The sequence below is a fragment of the Candidatus Binatus sp. genome, from assembly GCF_036567905.1.
Taxonomy (GTDB): domain Bacteria; phylum Desulfobacterota; class Binatia; order Binatales; family Binataceae; genus Binatus.
This window is the reverse complement of sequence record NZ_DATCTO010000044.1, coordinates 1-15,297: the sequence shown is the minus strand read 5'-3', so window position 1 is coordinate 15,297 and position 15,297 is coordinate 1. Positions and strand designations below refer to the sequence as shown.

15 protein-coding genes are annotated in these 15,297 nt (G+C 63.7%); 7 read left to right on the top strand and 8 right to left on the bottom strand.

The window, feature by feature from the left end:
• Positions 1 to 8 precede the first annotated feature (8 nt).
• Genes VIO10_RS07055 through VIO10_RS07045 form a run of 3 tightly spaced genes read left to right on the top strand, consistent with a single transcriptional unit; the run spans position 9 to position 3,376 of the window.
• The gene (locus VIO10_RS07055; protein ID WP_331961433.1) at positions 9 to 659 is read left to right on the top strand and encodes a non-canonical purine NTP pyrophosphatase; all 651 of its coding nucleotides are present in this window, start codon (positions 9 to 11) and stop codon (positions 657 to 659) included.
• Positions 656 to 1,867, top strand: coding sequence for a glycosyltransferase (locus tag VIO10_RS07050; protein WP_331961430.1), 1,212 nt, complete (start codon positions 656 to 658; stop codon positions 1,865 to 1,867). Before VIO10_RS07055 ends, VIO10_RS07050 begins: the two co-directional genes overlap by 4 nt.
• A gap of 3 nt (positions 1,868 to 1,870) precedes the next feature.
• A complete protein-coding gene (locus VIO10_RS07045) occupies positions 1,871 to 3,376 on the top strand; it encodes a mechanosensitive ion channel family protein (RefSeq protein ID WP_331961427.1) in 1,506 nt (501 codons plus the stop codon).
• A gap of 20 nt (positions 3,377 to 3,396) precedes the next feature.
• Here the strand turns inward: VIO10_RS07045 and VIO10_RS07040 are convergent, their stop codons facing one another.
• From VIO10_RS07040 to thyX, 4 genes are all read right to left on the bottom strand, one after another.
• The gene (locus VIO10_RS07040) at positions 3,397 to 4,656 is read right to left on the bottom strand and encodes a VWA domain-containing protein (RefSeq protein ID WP_331961424.1); all 1,260 of its coding nucleotides are present in this window, start codon (positions 4,654 to 4,656) and stop codon (positions 3,397 to 3,399) included.
• 17 nt (positions 4,657 to 4,673) lie between these two features.
• Positions 4,674 to 5,543 carry a MoxR family ATPase gene (locus VIO10_RS07035; protein WP_331961421.1) on the bottom strand — a complete coding sequence of 290 codons (870 nt, stop codon included), beginning with the start codon at positions 5,541 to 5,543 and terminating at the stop codon, positions 4,674 to 4,676.
• Positions 5,544 to 5,636: 93 nt separating this feature from the next.
• Positions 5,637 to 6,044, bottom strand: coding sequence for a DUF309 domain-containing protein (locus VIO10_RS07030; RefSeq protein WP_331961418.1), 408 nt, complete (start codon positions 6,042 to 6,044; stop codon positions 5,637 to 5,639).
• 14 nt (positions 6,045 to 6,058) lie between these two features.
• Positions 6,059 to 6,886: an FAD-dependent thymidylate synthase gene (gene thyX / locus VIO10_RS07025; protein WP_331961415.1), complete on the bottom strand. Its 828-nt coding sequence runs from the start codon at positions 6,884 to 6,886 to the stop codon at positions 6,059 to 6,061.
• Positions 6,887 to 7,054: 168 nt separating this feature from the next.
• Here thyX and VIO10_RS07020 point away from each other — a divergent pair, with 168 nt between their 5' ends.
• From VIO10_RS07020 to VIO10_RS07010, 3 genes are read left to right on the top strand one after another with little or no spacing between them, the layout of a single operon-like run.
• The gene (locus tag VIO10_RS07020; RefSeq protein ID WP_331961413.1) at positions 7,055 to 8,131 is read left to right on the top strand and encodes a quinone-dependent dihydroorotate dehydrogenase; all 1,077 of its coding nucleotides are present in this window, start codon (positions 7,055 to 7,057) and stop codon (positions 8,129 to 8,131) included.
• Between the two features lie 22 nt (positions 8,132 to 8,153).
• Positions 8,154 to 8,993 (top strand): sulfurtransferase, encoded by an 840-nt coding sequence (locus tag VIO10_RS07015; protein WP_331961411.1) that lies wholly within the window; start codon positions 8,154 to 8,156, stop codon positions 8,991 to 8,993.
• 12 nt (positions 8,994 to 9,005) lie between these two features.
• Positions 9,006 to 9,623, top strand: a complete 618-nt coding sequence (locus tag VIO10_RS07010; protein WP_331961408.1) for a pyroglutamyl-peptidase I — start codon at positions 9,006 to 9,008, stop codon at positions 9,621 to 9,623.
• A 15-nt stretch (positions 9,624 to 9,638) separates the two neighbouring features.
• On the opposite strand, the gene VIO10_RS07005 is transcribed toward VIO10_RS07010, so the two are convergent.
• Complete coding sequence (locus VIO10_RS07005) at positions 9,639 to 10,616, bottom strand: cyclase family protein (RefSeq protein WP_331961405.1); 978 nt, start codon at positions 10,614 to 10,616, stop codon at positions 9,639 to 9,641.
• Between the two features lie 236 nt (positions 10,617 to 10,852).
• Here VIO10_RS07005 and VIO10_RS07000 point away from each other — a divergent pair, with 236 nt between their 5' ends.
• Positions 10,853 to 12,088 carry a lactonase family protein gene (locus VIO10_RS07000; RefSeq protein ID WP_331961402.1) on the top strand — a complete coding sequence of 412 codons (1,236 nt, stop codon included), beginning with the start codon at positions 10,853 to 10,855 and terminating at the stop codon, positions 12,086 to 12,088.
• 195 nt (positions 12,089 to 12,283) lie between these two features.
• Here VIO10_RS07000 and VIO10_RS06995 read toward each other — a convergent pair whose 3' ends face one another.
• The 3 genes from VIO10_RS06995 to VIO10_RS06985 all read right to left on the bottom strand — a co-directional run bounded on the left by VIO10_RS06995 (position 12,284) and on the right by VIO10_RS06985 (position 15,195).
• Positions 12,284 to 13,471, bottom strand: a complete 1,188-nt coding sequence (locus VIO10_RS06995) for a PAS domain S-box protein (protein WP_331961399.1) — start codon at positions 13,469 to 13,471, stop codon at positions 12,284 to 12,286.
• A 36-nt stretch (positions 13,472 to 13,507) separates the two neighbouring features.
• Complete coding sequence (locus tag VIO10_RS06990) at positions 13,508 to 13,924, bottom strand: Zn-ribbon domain-containing OB-fold protein (protein WP_331961396.1); 417 nt, start codon at positions 13,922 to 13,924, stop codon at positions 13,508 to 13,510.
• 101 nt (positions 13,925 to 14,025) lie between these two features.
• Complete coding sequence (locus VIO10_RS06985; RefSeq protein WP_331961393.1) at positions 14,026 to 15,195, bottom strand: thiolase family protein; 1,170 nt, start codon at positions 15,193 to 15,195, stop codon at positions 14,026 to 14,028.
• Between the last annotated feature and the right edge of the window lie 102 nt (positions 15,196 to 15,297).

The following is a 15,297-nucleotide window of genomic DNA, read 5'->3' as shown; positions in this document are numbered from 1 at the left end:
CCGATCAGATGGCGACGGGGCGGCTACTGATTGCGACTACCAACCCGGCGAAACTTGATGAGTACCGGTTGATCCTGCGCGGCATCGGCATCGATCTCGAACTGGTGTCGCTCGCCGAGCTCGGGATTTCCGAGACTCCCGAGGAGACGGGAGCGACTTTCATCGAGAACGCGTTGATCAAGGCGCGGTTCTACTTCCAGCGCGCGCGAATTGCGACGCTGGCCGACGACGGCGGACTCGAGATCGACGCGCTGGGCGGAGAACCCGGCGTCCGGTCGCATCGATGGCTCGGCGCGGGCGGCGATGATTCGGATCAGGCGCTGGCCGGCGAAGTTATCCGCCGGATGAAGGGCGTCGAGGCCGGGCGGCGGACGGCGCGAATTCGCGCCGCGATCGCGCTGATACACGAGGATGGCGGCGCGATCCGCGAGCAGACGGCCGAGGGCGCAATCGAGGGTGTGATCGCCGAGCGCGCGTATCCCAAAATTCGCGCGGGATTTCCGTATCGCGCGGTACTGGTTATTGCCGGGCGCAACTGTTATTTGGGCGAACTCGGCGATGAGGAAGAGGCGCAAATCAGCCAGCGGCGGATTGCGCTGTCCAAGTTGCGCGACGAGCTGGAGCGGATAGCGGCAGGCGGCGCAGCCCAACTATTATGATCGAGGAACGCGGGTTAAGATCGCCCAAGCAAAAGGTGAAGCTCAAGCGCAAGGGCAAGGTCGTCGTGCTGCATCTGGCAGCGCGGTTCCCGTTCGCGGGGGTGATCTGGCAACTGGTTCATCACTTGCTGGGACTCAGCCAGCTGGGTCTCGACGTTTACTACATCGAGGATCATCGCGCTTACGTGTACGATCCGACGATCGAAAGCACCACCACCGATCCGTCGCGCAACCTGAAGGTCTTGGGCGGCGTGCTCGAGCGCTTCGGCTTCGGCGAGCGGTGGGCTTTCCTGGACTCGGTGAAAGAGCAATACGTCGGGATGTCGCGCGAGCGATGCATGGAGCTGTTTCGCGACGCCGACGCGATAATCAATCTGTGCGGCGCCACCGAGCCGCGTCAGGAGCACGAGCGCAGCCGCTGCCTGGTGTACCTCGAGAGCGACCCGGGCGTGATGCAGCTCGAGCTCAAGCGCAAGATTCCGACCACGGTGGCGTTTGCCAAATCGCACAAATTGTTCTTCACCTATTGCTACAATATCGGCGCGCCCGACTGCCTGCTGCCCACCGCCGGCCTCGATTGGCATCCGACCCGTCCGCCGGTGGATCTCGAACAGTGGCATCCGGGCGTCGGCGCGGCCGAGCCGGCTGCGTTCACGACCGTCGGCACGTGGCAGAACAGCGGCAGCGACATGGAAATCGCGGGTGAGACCTACTACTGGTCCAAACATCTGAATTTTCGCAAGGTGCTCGAGGTCGCGGCGCGCGCGAATCAGCCCATCGAGATCGCCACCAACCTGACCGGCGGCGCCGACTACGAACGCGCGATCGCCGGAGGATTCAGCCTCACGCCGGCGGTGCCGATGTCGCTCGATATCGACGCTTATCGCGAGTACATCAGCCGGTCGCGCGGTGAGTTCACGGTCGCGAAGGACATCTACGTGAGGCCGCGCACCGGATGGTTCAGCGATCGCACGGTTTGCTACCTGGCGGCGGGACGTCCGGTCGTCACGCAGCGGACCGGGTTCGAAAAGTTCATTCCCACCGGCGCGGGGCTGCTCGGGTTCGACACGCCGGACGAGGCGGTCGATGCGATCGGGGAAATCAACGCCGACTATCCGCGCCATGCCCGTGCCGCGCGCGAGATAGCGGTGGAGTATTTCGACGCGGTGAAACTGCTCGACGAAGTCGCGGTGGCCGCGGGGATCTGAACGATGGCTCCGACACCGCTTCAGACGATGCTGGGATTGACCGCGGTGCACCGCGATTTGCGCGGCTTGGTCGAGAGCGTGCTGGTGCTGGCAGGATTGCTGGGCGCCTTCGCCGTGCGCCGGCGCAAGCGCGCGGTGACCGCGACGACGTTCCTGCTGCTGGCGGGCAGCGTTCTGATCGACGCAGGTTCGCGCTTCGTCCCCAACCAGACCATCGGCGATAAAATTGCCGTCGCGGCCTTCGTACTGTTCCTGTTCGGCGCGATCCGGCTGGTGCTCGAAGGCGCCGACGCGGTGACGCGCCGCGGCAAGGTCCACTTCTCGACCATCGGCAAGGACCTGCTGATGCTGGTGCTGTGGTTCGCGGTTCTGATGGTGGTGCTGTACACCGACTTTGGCGTGCAGCCGCTCTCGATCCTGACCACCACGACGGTGTTCGCGGCGGTGCTGGGCTTCGCGCTGCAGGAGACGCTGGGCAACATCTTCAGCGGCCTGTCGCTGTCGATGGGGCATCCGTTCGAGCCGGGCGACTGGATCCGCAGCGGCCAGCATGTCGGGCGGGTCAAGGGAATCGCATGGCGTGCGACGACGATCGTAACGCGCGCCAACGAGCGGCTCGAGATTCCCAACTCCGTGATTGCCAAGGATGTGCTGTTCAACTACACCACCGGCGCCGTGCGCGACGAAATCACGGTCGGCATCAGCTACGGCGTGCCGCCCAATCGCGTGCGCGAAGTCGTGCTCACCCTGCTGCGCGACGTGTCGCAAGTGCTGCGCGAGCCGCCGCCCGAGGTGCTGGCGTGGGAGTATGGCGATTTCTCGGTGCAATACCGGATCAGATACTGGATCGGGGACTACGGCGTGCAGGAATACGTGCGCGATCGCGTCGCGTCGAGCCTGTGGTACGCGCTCAGGCGCCATTCGATCGAGATTCCGTTCCCGACCCGCACCGTCCATGTGCGCGACGCGCGCCAGGACGAAGAAGACAGAGCCGACGCAGGCTTCGAGCGGGAACTGATGGCCGACTTGCGCCACGTCGATTTTTTGCGCGGCCTGAACGACGACGAGCTTCGCTTGCTGTTGCCGACCGTCGCGGTGCGCCAGTTCGGCGCGGGCGAGATGCTGATGCGCGCCGGCGAACAAGGTGACTCGATGTTCATCGTGCGCAGGGGAACGGCCGAAGTTTTCGCCAATACCGCCGACGGCCAAACGCGCCACCTGGCCAACTATAGCCGCGGGGATTTCACCGGCGAGATGGCGCTGATGACGGGCGACCCGCGCAGCGCAAGTGTGCGCGCGATCACCGACCTGGAAGTGATCGAGATGGACCGCGAGGGATTCACGCGGCTGTTCAAGGAGCATCCCGAAGCGGCGGCCGGCATCGGCGATATTATCGCCGCACGAAACCGGGACCGTCTGGAAAAGCTCTCATCGGGCGCGACGATGGACGGCAAGGGCGGGCCGCATCGATGGTTGCTGGCCAAAATGCGCGAGCTGTTCGACTTCTGAGCGTCTGATCATCTCTGGCGTCAGGCGATTGAGGCCAGCGCGACTTGCAGCTCGCGGAGATTTCGCGACGGCACCAGCGCGTTCACCTCGCGCGCGTATTGTTTGATCGCGCTGTCGCCCGTGCCCCAGCGCGCAGGATCTTCCGGATTCAGCCAGACCACGGCGCGGCATGCGCGCACGATCTCGCGGACCAGGTCGGCGCGCGCGGGCAACCGGTTGTTGCGGCCGTCGCCCATTATCACGACGATCGCGCCGCGCGTCAGCAATCCGGTTCGGCGCTCCCAAAGCTCGCCGAGCACGCGGCCGAAATCCGAGCGCGCGTACAGGTCGAGCGCGGGCGTCATCACCAGGTGTCCGTCCTCGAAGTCCGCCTCGGCCAGATGGTCCACGTATACGAAACTGCTGACGCGGCGGAAGCATCCGCGCGCCCCCGCCATCAATTCGAGCATCAACTGCGCCGCGTAGCGGACCGAACCCGAGATGTCGGCCAGGATTACGAGATCGACGTGGCGCGGACGCCGCGCGCGGAACTTGAGATCGATTAGCGCACCGCCGCGTTGCAGCGCCGCGCGAATCGTGCGGCGGAAGTCGATTCTGCCGGTCCGCGCCAGTCGCAGCCGCCGTCCCAGCCGAATCCGGAAGCGTCGAATCAGCGGCGCGAGCGCGTCGCGCGCCTCGTCGTAGTCGAGGTCGGAGAATTTGTCGAACGCCGTCCGCTCGATCGCGCGGATGCGCGCAACCCGCGTCGCGTCGATGCCGGGCGTCGGCGATTCCTGAAACGACTGGGCCTCGCCGCGCTCCTGGCGGCCGCGCATCCGATCGGAAAGGCGCTCGGCGTCTTTGCCCTGTTCCGCGTCTTTTCCCTTTTCAGTGTCTTGGCCGCGCGCCGCCGCGGTTTTCTTTGCAGGCTTCGCTTCTGACGGCAGTGAAAGCGATTTCTCGTCGCGAGGGCTCGCGAGCGCGGCGTCGCGCGGTGACGGCTGCTCGCCGGGACGGCCGCGGCCGCTGGCAGCCGAGACCTGCTCGCCGCGATGGTCGGGATGCTCGCCGCGATTTGCCCGTGGCGCGGCGAAAAAACGGTTGAACGATTCGTCGAAGATCGCGCGGTCGGCTTCGTCTTTGATCAACGCCGCCGCCAGCGCCTCGTGCATCGGCGCGCGCTCGAGCCCGACGGCGGCGACCGCGTTCATCGCATCGATCGATTCCGCGACCGAGATTCTGACGCCGGCGGCTCGCAGCGCGGCGATGAAGCTGACGAGCTGATCGCGAAGCCGGGCCATCTAGCAACCCCGCGGATTCATCGCCGGCGCGGCGCGAGCGCCGAGGCTTTCGACTCGACTTTGATGCGATCGTCCTCGTGCTTGAGCAGCACGCCCAGCGCGGTGCGCACCGCGTCGGTGTCCAGTTCGCGCACGCCCAGGCGCACGAGCGCGCGCGCCCAGTCCAGGGTCTCCGCAATCGAGGGGGGCTTGCGCAGTCCGAGTTTGCGAATCGCGCCGACAAAACGCGCCGCCTCGGCCGCCAGCTTCGCGTCGAGCTCGGGCACCTTGAGCTCGATGATTTTTCGCTCCTGCTCGGCGCCGGGAAAGTCGATGAACAAATGCAGGCATCGGCGCCGCAGCGCCTCCGACAGTTCGCGCGCGCGATTCGAGGTCAAAATTACCGCCGGCCGTTCGTGGGCTTTCAAGGTTCCCAGTTCGGGCACGCTTACCTGGAAGTCGGAAAGCAATTCCAGCAGAAAGGCCTCGAACTCCTCGTCGGCTTTGTCGATCTCGTCGATCAACAGCACCACCCGGCTCGGCGCGGTGATCGCCTTGAGCAGCGGACGCTCGAGCAGGTAATCGCGCGAGAAGATGTGCTCGCTCAGTTCCTCCCATCGCAGCCCCTGCTGCTCGCCGGCCTGCATGCGCAAAAGTTGTTTCTGATAGTTCCATTCGTAGAGCGCGCGCGCCTCGTCGAGACCCTCGTAACATTGAAGCCGGATGAGTTCGGTGTGGAGAATTTCCGCCAGCACCTTGGCGACTTCGGTCTTGCCCGCGCCGGCGGGACCCTCTATCAGGAGCGGCTTTTCGAGCGCGAGCGCCAGGAAGATCGCCGTCTCGACGCGCTCGTTGGTGACGTAGAGGGCGCGCCTGAGGCCGTCGGAGATCTGTTCGCGCGTCAACATCACCTTCAATTTCCCTCGACTCCGCGCCGGCTGCGCCTCGGGGCGCCTACGGCGCTGCGCTCGGAAGCGCCCACTTCGTATCTTCGCCTGCCTTCAGCGCCGATTGATCTTCGGCGCGCGGCGGCGCTCCAGAAAAATCCGCGCGCGATGCTTGAGCCCGTCGCGCTCGTCGCGCGGCGCCGCGCGCATCTCTTCGGTGCAGGCCGCCAGCTCCACGCACAGCCGCTCGACGTCAACTCCGCCGCGCGCGGGCTTGAGGTCGTCGAGCGCGAGCATCGCCTGCGACATCAGGTTGATCGAGGCCTGCCGGGTGCCGCGTTCGAAGCGCAGATGGAGTGCGGCGGCGATCTGATTGAACGCCACGAAGAGCGCCTTCAGATCATTGTCGTCGCCGGCCGCGTGCGACGCCGTCTCGAACATCTCGGCCGCCTCGAAATAGGCGCCCCGATTGAAAGCCGCGATCGCATCGGCAAACGACGGCGGTGGGGAATAGTCACTCACTGGGACCTGGCAAACTACAACTGCTCTTTTTCCTCGACCGCGCGATACTCGGCCTCGCCCAGCGCCTGCGCCTTGCGCGTGCCGTAACGGTCGTAAAGATCGAACAGGCTCGACTTATGCGGCCGCACTTTGCCCAGCGGGCACTTCTGCCATTCGTCGAGCGACTCGTCGCAATAGCCCATGCGATTCTCGCCGCACTTGGGCTGCAGGAAAACGGCGATTTCCGGCAGCACGCGCTTGATTTCCGCGCGCATCATCGCGACCATCCGGCGGATTTCCCACTGCGCGCGCACGCACAGCCGCAGATCGCAGATGTGCAGCATCTCTGCGAAATTCACCATCACGTGAAAATTCGTCGGCGCGGCGTTGGGCAGCACGAAGCGCGCATCCTCGGCGGGAATCCCGGCCTTCAGCGCCTTGGCGTAGAGCTCGGAGGTCTTTGAAAGCAAAGCGGAGAATTCACTCTCCAGCCCCGCGCGCGACCACGAATCCGGCAGCACGAAGGCGAGCTTGTCCTGCTTGAATTTCACGTAGCGCTGACTCTGCTGCTCGAAGCTGATTCCGATCCGATGGCGGACGAACTGATGCGACAGCGAGCGCGAGACGTTGGCGATTGCGAACCAGAAAACGATTTGTTCCAGCGGAGAAGCGTGGCCGGTCTTCAGCCGCTCGGTGATGAACTCGCGAATCTTGTCGTGGGTAATTTTCTCGGATTTGATCTTTTCCCAGACTTCGATTGGCGTGTCGGAGGAATAGCAGGTGCGAAACGCCGCGTAGAGTTTTTCGAGCGGCTGCTGGGCGTAGTCGATCAACTTAACTTGCATTATCGCCTGATTTTCCACGCGATCCTCACGCCTCCCGCAAATAGCCGGGCGCTTGACGCCCCCACTGCTTTCTAATCTTATTCCAACTCGTGATGCGTCTGCATCAGGGGCATCCGCGCTCAATCCACAACACGTTTTGATTGTGTTAGCCGCGTCAAACTGCGAGGTTACCTGTTAAGAGCTGCCATGCCTGCCGTTTCGATAATCGACGCCGTCTATCGGCACCTCCTGAAGCGATTCCTGTTCGCCCAAGATGCCGAGCGTGCGCATCGGATGACGCTGCGGATGCTTGCGGCGATGCCGGCTTTTGGGCCGCCGCGGGACAAACCCGAGCTCGGAATCAAGCTATGGGGAATCGATTTCCCAAACCCGATTGGGCTGGCGGCCGGGATGGACAAGGACGCCGTCGCGATCCGCGGATGGGAGACGCTCGGCTTCGGCTTTGCGGAGTTGGGAACGATTACGCCGCGGCCACAGGCGGGAAATGAAATACCGCGGATATGGCGGGTGCCCGAACGTCGCGCGCTCATCAACCGGCTGGGGTTTCCCAGCGAAGGGATGGAGGCGGTCGCACCGCGAATCGAGCGGATTCGCAAGGCCGGGATTTCGATTCCTCTCGCGCTCAACTTCGGGCCGAACAGCGACACGCCGCCCGAAGGGATTGCCGCCGACTACATCGCCCTGCTGGCGCGGCTTGGGAGGCTAGCCGATTTCATCGTCGTCAACGTGAGCTCGCCGAATACGCCCGGGCTGCGCGACTGGCAATCGCCGGAGAAGATGCGCGAGCTTTTCGCGGCGGTGGGCGAACATGCCGGCGAGTCGGCACGCGGGAGGCCGGTGCTGCTGAAAATCTCGCCCGACCTGGAACGCAACGAGATGTTTCGAATCTGCGACACCGCGCTCGCGCTGGGCTTGGACGGAATCGTCGCGGGCAACACGACTGTCGCGCGCGCGGCGGTCGGCGTCCCGTCGCCGCACCCGGGCGGACTCAGCGGCCCTCCGATCCTGATTCGCGCGCGCGAGTTGATCCGCGACATCTATACGCACACCCGCGGGCAAATCCCGATTATCGGCGTCGGAGGAATCGCCAGCGCCGAGGATGCGTGGCTGCACATCCGCGCCGGCGCCTCGCTGGTCGAGGTTTACACCGGGCTCGTCTACGAGGGCCCGGGCCTGGTCGTCAGAATCAAATCGGGACTGGCAGACTTGCTTCGTCGCGGCGGATTTCGTTCTATTGGCGAGGCGGTCGGAATCGACAGATAGGTCCGCGTGCGGCGGAGGCGATTTGAATCAGGAAAAAACTGCCCGCGCCGAGGGCAAAACGGAGTTGATCGTCGATGCGCGATGGCTGCGCGAGCATCGCGACGGCGCCGGTCTGATCCTTGTCGATACGCGACCGGTCAAGGAATTCCACGCCGGGCATCTAAGCGGCGCGCGACACTTCGATCCGTTCGCGTTTCATCATACCGATACGTCCGCGCGCGGCATCGCGGAGTTCGGCGCACAACTTCAGTGGATATTTTCGGCGCTCGGAATCAGCGGCCGCGAGACCGTCGTGTTTTACGAGAATGAATCCGGAATGCGCGCGGCGCGAGGCCAGTGGGCGCTCGAATACGCGGGGCATCCCAAGGCCCGAATGCTCGACGGCGGACTCAAGGCGGCGGCCGGTGAAACGTTGACAACCATGGTTGACAAGTTCGCCGCCACGGACTTCAGCCTCAGTCCGCGCGCGGAAATTCTCGCGACATACGCACATCTGCTCGAGCAAATCGGGCGTCCCGGCGTGCAAATCTTCGACGTTCGCAGCGATGAGGAATACTTCGGCGAACGCGTGCGCGCGAAACACGGCGGCGCGATTGCGGGCGCGTTCCATCAGGACTGGACCGCAGCGCTCGGCGCCGATGGAACCGTGAAATCGCCCGCCGAGCTGCGCGTGCAGTTCGAAGCTCTCGGCCTCGATCCCGCCGCCGAGATAGTGACCTACTGCCAGGGCGGATACCGCGCCGCGCATGCCTATATCGCGCTCAAGATTGCGGGCTATCCGAAGGTGAGAAACTATCTAGGGTCGTGGGCGGAATGGGGAAACCGCGACGACCTGCCGATTGAGCATCCACGGCGCAAATAGCGGGATGCGTCGATGCGCCCGATCCTGATTCTCGCCGGCTTCGAGCCGTTTCGCGGCGAGCGCATCAATCCGTCGTGGGAAATTGCCAGGCGGCTCGACGGCGAGGTGATCGGCGGGCTGCGGATAAAGTCGGTGCGCGTGCCGGTTGGATGCGCCAAGGCGGCGCGGCGAATTACCGGCGCGATCGCGCGCTACCGGCCTCGCGCGCTGATCGGACTGGGCGAGGCGGGCGGCAGGCCGGCGATCTCACTGGAAAGGATCGCAATCAATCTTGCCGACGAACGCGGCCGGCTGGCCAAAAGCGGAGACCCGGGATTCACGCCGGTCGTTCGCGGCGGGCCCGACGCGTACTTCTCGCGATTGCCGTTGCGCGCGATCATCGGCGAACTGGATCGCAAGGATATTCCCGCGAGCGTTTCGCTGACGGCCGGTGCGTATGCGTGCAACGCGCTGATGTATGCGGCGCTGCACAGTCTGCGGCGCGAGCCCGGCGTCCCGGTCGGATTCATCCATCTGCCGTACGAGGCGCGCCAGGCCCGGCGGCATCGCAACCTGCCCAGCATGGCGCTTGCGACGATGGAGAGCGCGGTGCGCATCGCAATCGCCGCGACCGCGCGCTCGATCGGGTGACTTGCGGCGGCGCGCCTACTTGATTGCGACCGCGTTGGGGGGCGAGGCGATGCCGCCCTCCAGATTCATCGGCGCCGACACCAGCATGAATTCGTAACGCTTGTCGGCGGCGCAATCCGCCGCCAGTGCCTCCAGGTCGAACTGCTCGCCTATAGGCAGGCCGAGCAGGCATAGCGTGCGGTAATGCAGCGCGCCCTCGTTCGAGAAATCCCACGGCCATGGCTCGACGGCGGGACAATCCGTGCCGACCGCGGCGAGCCGATGATCCCAGAACCATTCGACCATCGCGCTGCTGTCTTCGATGCCGCAGGCCTTGAGCGCGCCGAGCGGCGCCATCGCGGCCTTGTGCTGCGGCGACGCGGCCAGGTAGGCCTGCATCCAGCCGGTGCGAATCAGCAGAATCGTGCCCGGCTTCAGCTCGACGCCATCGGCGACGGCGGTCTCTTTCAAATCGTCGAGGCTGTACTTTTCCGAGGTGAGCGGATCGATCGTGCGGCCATGCGAGATGCGGTAGCGAAAGGCGTCGAGCAGGACGGCGCGGCCGACAAACTTGTTGGCCCATTTGTGGATACTCAGGCGCCCGCCCGGCCCATCTTTGATCTCGCTGGATTTCACTCCGTTGTAGAACGCCTTGTAGCGCGGACTGCCGACATGGGCCAGCCCGTCCCACTGGCTTCCCTCCTGCGTGTTGTAGCTGTCGAGCGAGTCGTCGAAACCGAGCAGGCCGAAGCTCTCGAAGCTCATGATGTTGTGCCTGGCGGGAGGCCGGGCGAACAGGGGCGGGTTGGCGTAATTGATTTTGGTATCGAGCCGGAAGACGCTGCCCTTGCGCACCAGGCGCGCCGCGTCGATTACGCCTTCGGGGGTCAGGAAATTCAGGCATCCGAGTTCATCGTCGTCGCCAAACACGCCCCACGAGGATTCTTTGGGCTTGCCGGGTTTGATCGGGAGTTCGGAGAAGCGTGGAACTTTGTTCAGATCGATCTTGGCCATCGCATCAACTCCTTGGCGGAAATTGCGGTCATTCAAGGCGTCCATACACCGTCGCGAGGGGTAAAGAGAAGATGCGGACTTCGGACACCGGAACCTCGAGCAGGTTTCGGACTTCCCGTCGGTCAAGAGAATCGGCTGGCGCATCGCGAAACCTTTCGGTTCGATGCGGCGCATCATTTATGATATTCAAAATACTATTGGTGTATTTTGGACCGGACCGCCGGAAAGAGGCTCGCATGGCGACAGAGCAAGACATCCTGCTATCGACGCGATCTGCGGTGGCGAGGCGAACTGCGCTTAAGAACATCGTCCGGCTGATTCCGGCGGTTGTGATTATCGCGGCGACGCTTAATGTGCTGTCGTGCGGAAGCTCTGGACTGCTGTCGCCGGTCAGCGGTAGTTCCAGCCCCTCTCCGACGTCGACCAAAACGCCGACGGGGTCGCTCGCGTTCGTGACCAACTACAACGACGGCAAGGTGTCGTCGTTCACCCGCAACATCACGACCGGCGCGCTCAAGCATACCGGGCAGGTGAGTGCGGGCGCGATAAAAGGGCCGCTAGGGGTAGTCGCGTCGCCCAGCGGCAGCTTTCTGTACGTCGCGAATATCGGCGACGACAATATCTACGAGTACTCGATCGATTCGACCAACGGCACGCTGAAACCGCTGCCCACGCCCTCGATCCTTAACGGCGCCGGGAGCGGACCACATCAAATTGCGGTCAACCCGGCCGGAACTTTTTTGTTCGTGACAGGATTCGCGAACGGCACGATCACGACCTATGCAATCGACGCCACTACCGGCCAGCTCACGCAGCAAAGCAAGGTGATCGGACTCGTGAACCCATTGGGAATCACGGTGGATTCAACTGGCTCATTCGTTTACGTCGCGGACAACAAGGCCGGGTTGGTCTATTCGTTCGGAATCAACGGCGGCGGCGCGCTCGGCCAGATAGGATCGCCGGTTTATGATCTCAACGCACCGGGCGGCACCCCGGGCTTCATCGCGATCGATCCCGCCGGCACGTATATATACGTCACGGATCTCAATGCCGGCGTGCTGTCGGTTTTGGGAGTCAGCGGAGGTGGGTTGTTGTTCGGCTCGCTGATGCCGTCAATCGTGACGAACAACATGCCGATCGGAATAGGATATGCCGCCGCGGCGAGCGCCGATTTCGTTTTCACCGCGAATCAGGGCACCGCGACGATGTGGTCGTTCCAGGTTCCGGCTCCAGGCTTTCCCTCGCCGCCGGTCCAGTTCGGAACTGGCGACTTAAGTGCGCCGACCGGGCTGGTTGTCGATCCGCAGAATCTGTTTCTTTACACCACCAATCAAAACGCAGGAACGGTAAGCCAGTTCTCGCTGAGTTCCACGTGTTTAGCCGCCGGGGCTCCGTGTTTTAAACGCTCGGTGGCGACCGAGAGTCCGGCCAAAGCCAACAGCGGTCCGTTCGGGATCACGCTGGCGCAGTAACGCGGGATGGACGCCGGTCCCTGCACTTGGGGGAGAGGAAGCGGCGCGGACTCGCCCGCAACAACAGAACCCTCACCCGCGCCAGGGGCGCGGCCGTGTGTCTGTGACACCTCCCATAGTAACGGGCGAGGCGGGTTTTTCACTGGTCTCCCCCACGGGGGGAGAAGTCGCGCGGAACGCAACATCCTAGCTTGATCAGGATTGGGGGATGGGCTTGGGGATGGCCGCGGTGGCGGATGCGGCGGCGGCTTTGGCGGCGATCGACGCGGCTTTCGCTTGCGCTTTCTGCTGAGCCGCCTTCTGGCGCAACTGCAGGAGCATCGCGCGCAGCTTGCCGGGATTGACCGGCTTCTTGAACAGCGCGCCCTCGAGACCGCGCAGGCGCGAGCGCTTGAGCACGTGATCCTTGTCGTAGTAGTAGGCGGTCATGAGGATTACCGGCAACTGCGGCATCTCTTCCTTGACCTTGAGATAGAAATCGTAGCCGTCCATCTCGGGCATCACGACGTCGGAGATAATCGCGTCGAGCTTGACGTTGCGCAGGATTCCAAAGGCGGCCGACGGCAGCGTGGCGCAATGGACGACGCATTTTTCGGCGCGCAGCAGGTCGGCCAGCGAATTGACGACGGCGCTATCGTCGTCGAGCACCAGCACCGACATCCCTCTGAGCGGAGATTCTTCGGTGAGATGGGGCGCGTCATCGGGGCGGGTCTGTCCCTTGGCATCCTCGCGCGGGGCAAGATCGGCCATCCGCTTGCCGGCCAGGTAGTCGCGGGTCTCGTACTGGCCCTTGCGGGTCATCTCGTCGAGGCGGCGGACGATGGCCTGCACGCGTTCGATGGAATTTCGAATCGAGTTGAGGCGCTCGTTCTCGACGATTTTTTCGGACTCGGTGAGCCGCAGCTCGAGGCATTGCGAGAGCAGATCGAGATTGTTGGTGATCGATTCGAGCGGATTGTTGATCTCGTGGGCGAGGCTGACCGCGATTTCGCCGGCGGTTGCGAGTTGCTGCGCGCGGCGCAGGCGGCGAATGTCGCGGGCGAAGCCGATGGTACCGACTTCGCGGCCGTCGGCGTCGTAGATGAGCGCGCCGGAGATCATGACCGGGATGAGTTCGCCGGCCTTGTTGCGGAACTCGGTCTCGAAGCCGGCGATTCGGCCCGCGTCGGTGGACTCGCGCAGCGCCTTCATCACGCGGCGCGCTTCTTCGATCGACGGATAGATGCGGGTGCAGTTCTGGCCGATGATCTCGTCGGAGCCGTAGCCGAGGCTGCTGCGCGCGCCCTCGTTGTAATAGGTCACGGTGCCGTCTCGATCGACGGCGATTATGATGTCCGGCGAGCTCTCGATGAGACGCTGGAAATATTTTTGATCGAGCGGCAACTTACTTGATTCCTTGATGAATTGAGCCGGGCCGGATTATTTCGCGGCGCGCAGCCGGAATTTAGGCATCGACACTTCATCGCTGAGCTTTTCGAACGTCACCTCGACCGGCATCCCGCACTTGATGTCGTGGGGCTTGACGCCGAGCAGGTTCGACACGAATTTGCATCCCTCCTCGAGCTCGACGACGACGACGGCGTAGGGAACCTGGCCGGCGAAGCCCGGGTGATAGACCTGATGCATGATATTGAAGCTGAAGATTTCACCGCGTCCGCTGACCGGGACCCATCGCGAGGCGGTCGAGTTGCAGTGGGAGCAAAGCTCGTGGGCGGGGAAGCGAAGCCGCCCGCAATCGTCGCATTTTTGGACCATCAGGCGTCCGGCGCGCGCGCCGTCGAAAAACTCGCGCATCTCGGGGGTGATTGCGGGAATGGGTTTGGTGAATTCTGGCATCGCAATTTTGCTTATATATGGTTTAGACGAATCGGCGTTTGGAACGGTTGAAACACGCTGCGTCGCAGCACAGGCAGCAACAGCGCGATCCGCGGCTGATGTTATGGCTGCGATCCCAGTACGAGGGTGGAATGTGTGGCAAGGATACCGCCGTTGCCGGAAACGAGTCCAACGTCGTGCTTTGCCACCTGGCGCCGCCCCCCGTCACCACGCATCTGCACGATCGCCTCTCCGACCGGAGTCATCCCCCACATATAGAAGGAGCTGAGCTGACCGCCGCCGGTATTGACGGGGAGCGAGCCGCCGGGACCGATGGCGCCGCCGGCAACGAATGGGCCGCCCTCGCCTTTTTTGCAAAAGCCGTAATCCTCGAGCGTGACCAGCACGGTGAAAGTATAGCAGTCGTAGAGTTCGCAGAAATTGACGTCGGCGACCTTGATTCCCGCCATCTTGAACGCGGTGTCTTTGGCGATCGGCGCGCCGGAGAGCAGCGTTTCGAGCGGATCGCGGCCGGGATGACCCTGCCCCATCCCTAATATGTAAACGGGCGGGCGCTTCAAATTCTTCGCGCGCTCGGCCGAGGTTACGATAACCGCCAGACCGCCGTTGGAAACCAGGCAGCAATCGTACAGATGGAACGGCTCAACCACCCATCGCGAGGCATGATAATCGGCGATCGACATGGGAGTGTCGTAAAACTGAGCTGCGGGATTCAGGTTGGCCCACTTGCGCTCGGACACCGCGACCGCGCCGAGATGATCGTTGGTGGTGCCGTAGCAATGCATGTGGCGCTGGGCGACGAAGGCATACTGGGCGTTGACGCCGAACAGGCCGTAGTGCGCGTCGAGACCCTGGGCGAAGCCGTAGAAAGCAGCCGAGCCGCCACCATCGCCCTTGTTGGGCGAGGGCGGACGCAGGGGAGCGTCGGCGAATACGCACGCGACGACCTCGGCCATGCCGGCGTCGATGGCCTGCGCGGCGTGCATGATCATCGCGGCGCCGGTCGCGCCGCCGAGGTTCATCGTCGCGGTCAGGCGCAAATCGCCCAGGCCCATCGCATGCTGGAGCGACGACGAAGCCATCGGATTGTTCAACCAGGTGATTCCGGGGTTGACGAGCAGGCCGTCGAGGTCGGCGCGCTTGAGGCCGGCATCGTCGAGGGCGAGATTGACGGCCTCGGCAGCGAAGCCGATCGGTCCGGGATGATCGAAGTTTTTGCCCATCCGGGTCTGGCCGAGCCCGGCGATAGCGCATTTAGCTCTTAAAGACATAGCGCCTAGTCTCTTACGCTCTTTTGCGGAGGTCATCCAGTGGGCAGGGGTGACCTCTGGCAGGGCTGAGCCCTGCACCCAGTATTAAGGCCGCCCGCCGTT

Coding starts and splice junctions, on each gene's coding strand:
- VIO10_RS07020 (WP_331961413.1), top strand. CDS start 7,055: ATGCCTGCCGTTTCGATAATCGACGCCGTCTATCGGCACCTCCTGAAG.
- VIO10_RS07040 (WP_331961424.1), bottom strand. CDS start 4,656: ATGGCCCGGCTTCGCGATCAGCTCGTCAGCTTCATCGCCGCGCTGCGA.
- VIO10_RS07005 (WP_331961405.1), bottom strand. CDS start 10,616: ATGGCCAAGATCGATCTGAACAAAGTTCCACGCTTCTCCGAACTCCCG.
- VIO10_RS07035 (WP_331961421.1), bottom strand. CDS start 5,543: ATGTTGACGCGCGAACAGATCTCCGACGGCCTCAGGCGCGCCCTCTAC.
- VIO10_RS06985 (WP_331961393.1), bottom strand. CDS start 15,195: ATGTCTTTAAGAGCTAAATGCGCTATCGCCGGGCTCGGCCAGACCCGG.
- VIO10_RS07045 (WP_331961427.1), top strand. CDS start 1,871: ATGGCTCCGACACCGCTTCAGACGATGCTGGGATTGACCGCGGTGCAC.
- VIO10_RS07055 (WP_331961433.1), top strand. CDS start 9: ATGGCGACGGGGCGGCTACTGATTGCGACTACCAACCCGGCGAAACTT.
- VIO10_RS07050 (WP_331961430.1), top strand. CDS start 656: ATGATCGAGGAACGCGGGTTAAGATCGCCCAAGCAAAAGGTGAAGCTC.
- VIO10_RS07000 (WP_331961402.1), top strand. CDS start 10,853: ATGGCGACAGAGCAAGACATCCTGCTATCGACGCGATCTGCGGTGGCG.
- VIO10_RS07010 (WP_331961408.1), top strand. CDS start 9,006: ATGCGCCCGATCCTGATTCTCGCCGGCTTCGAGCCGTTTCGCGGCGAG.
- VIO10_RS06990 (WP_331961396.1), bottom strand. CDS start 13,924: ATGCCAGAATTCACCAAACCCATTCCCGCAATCACCCCCGAGATGCGC.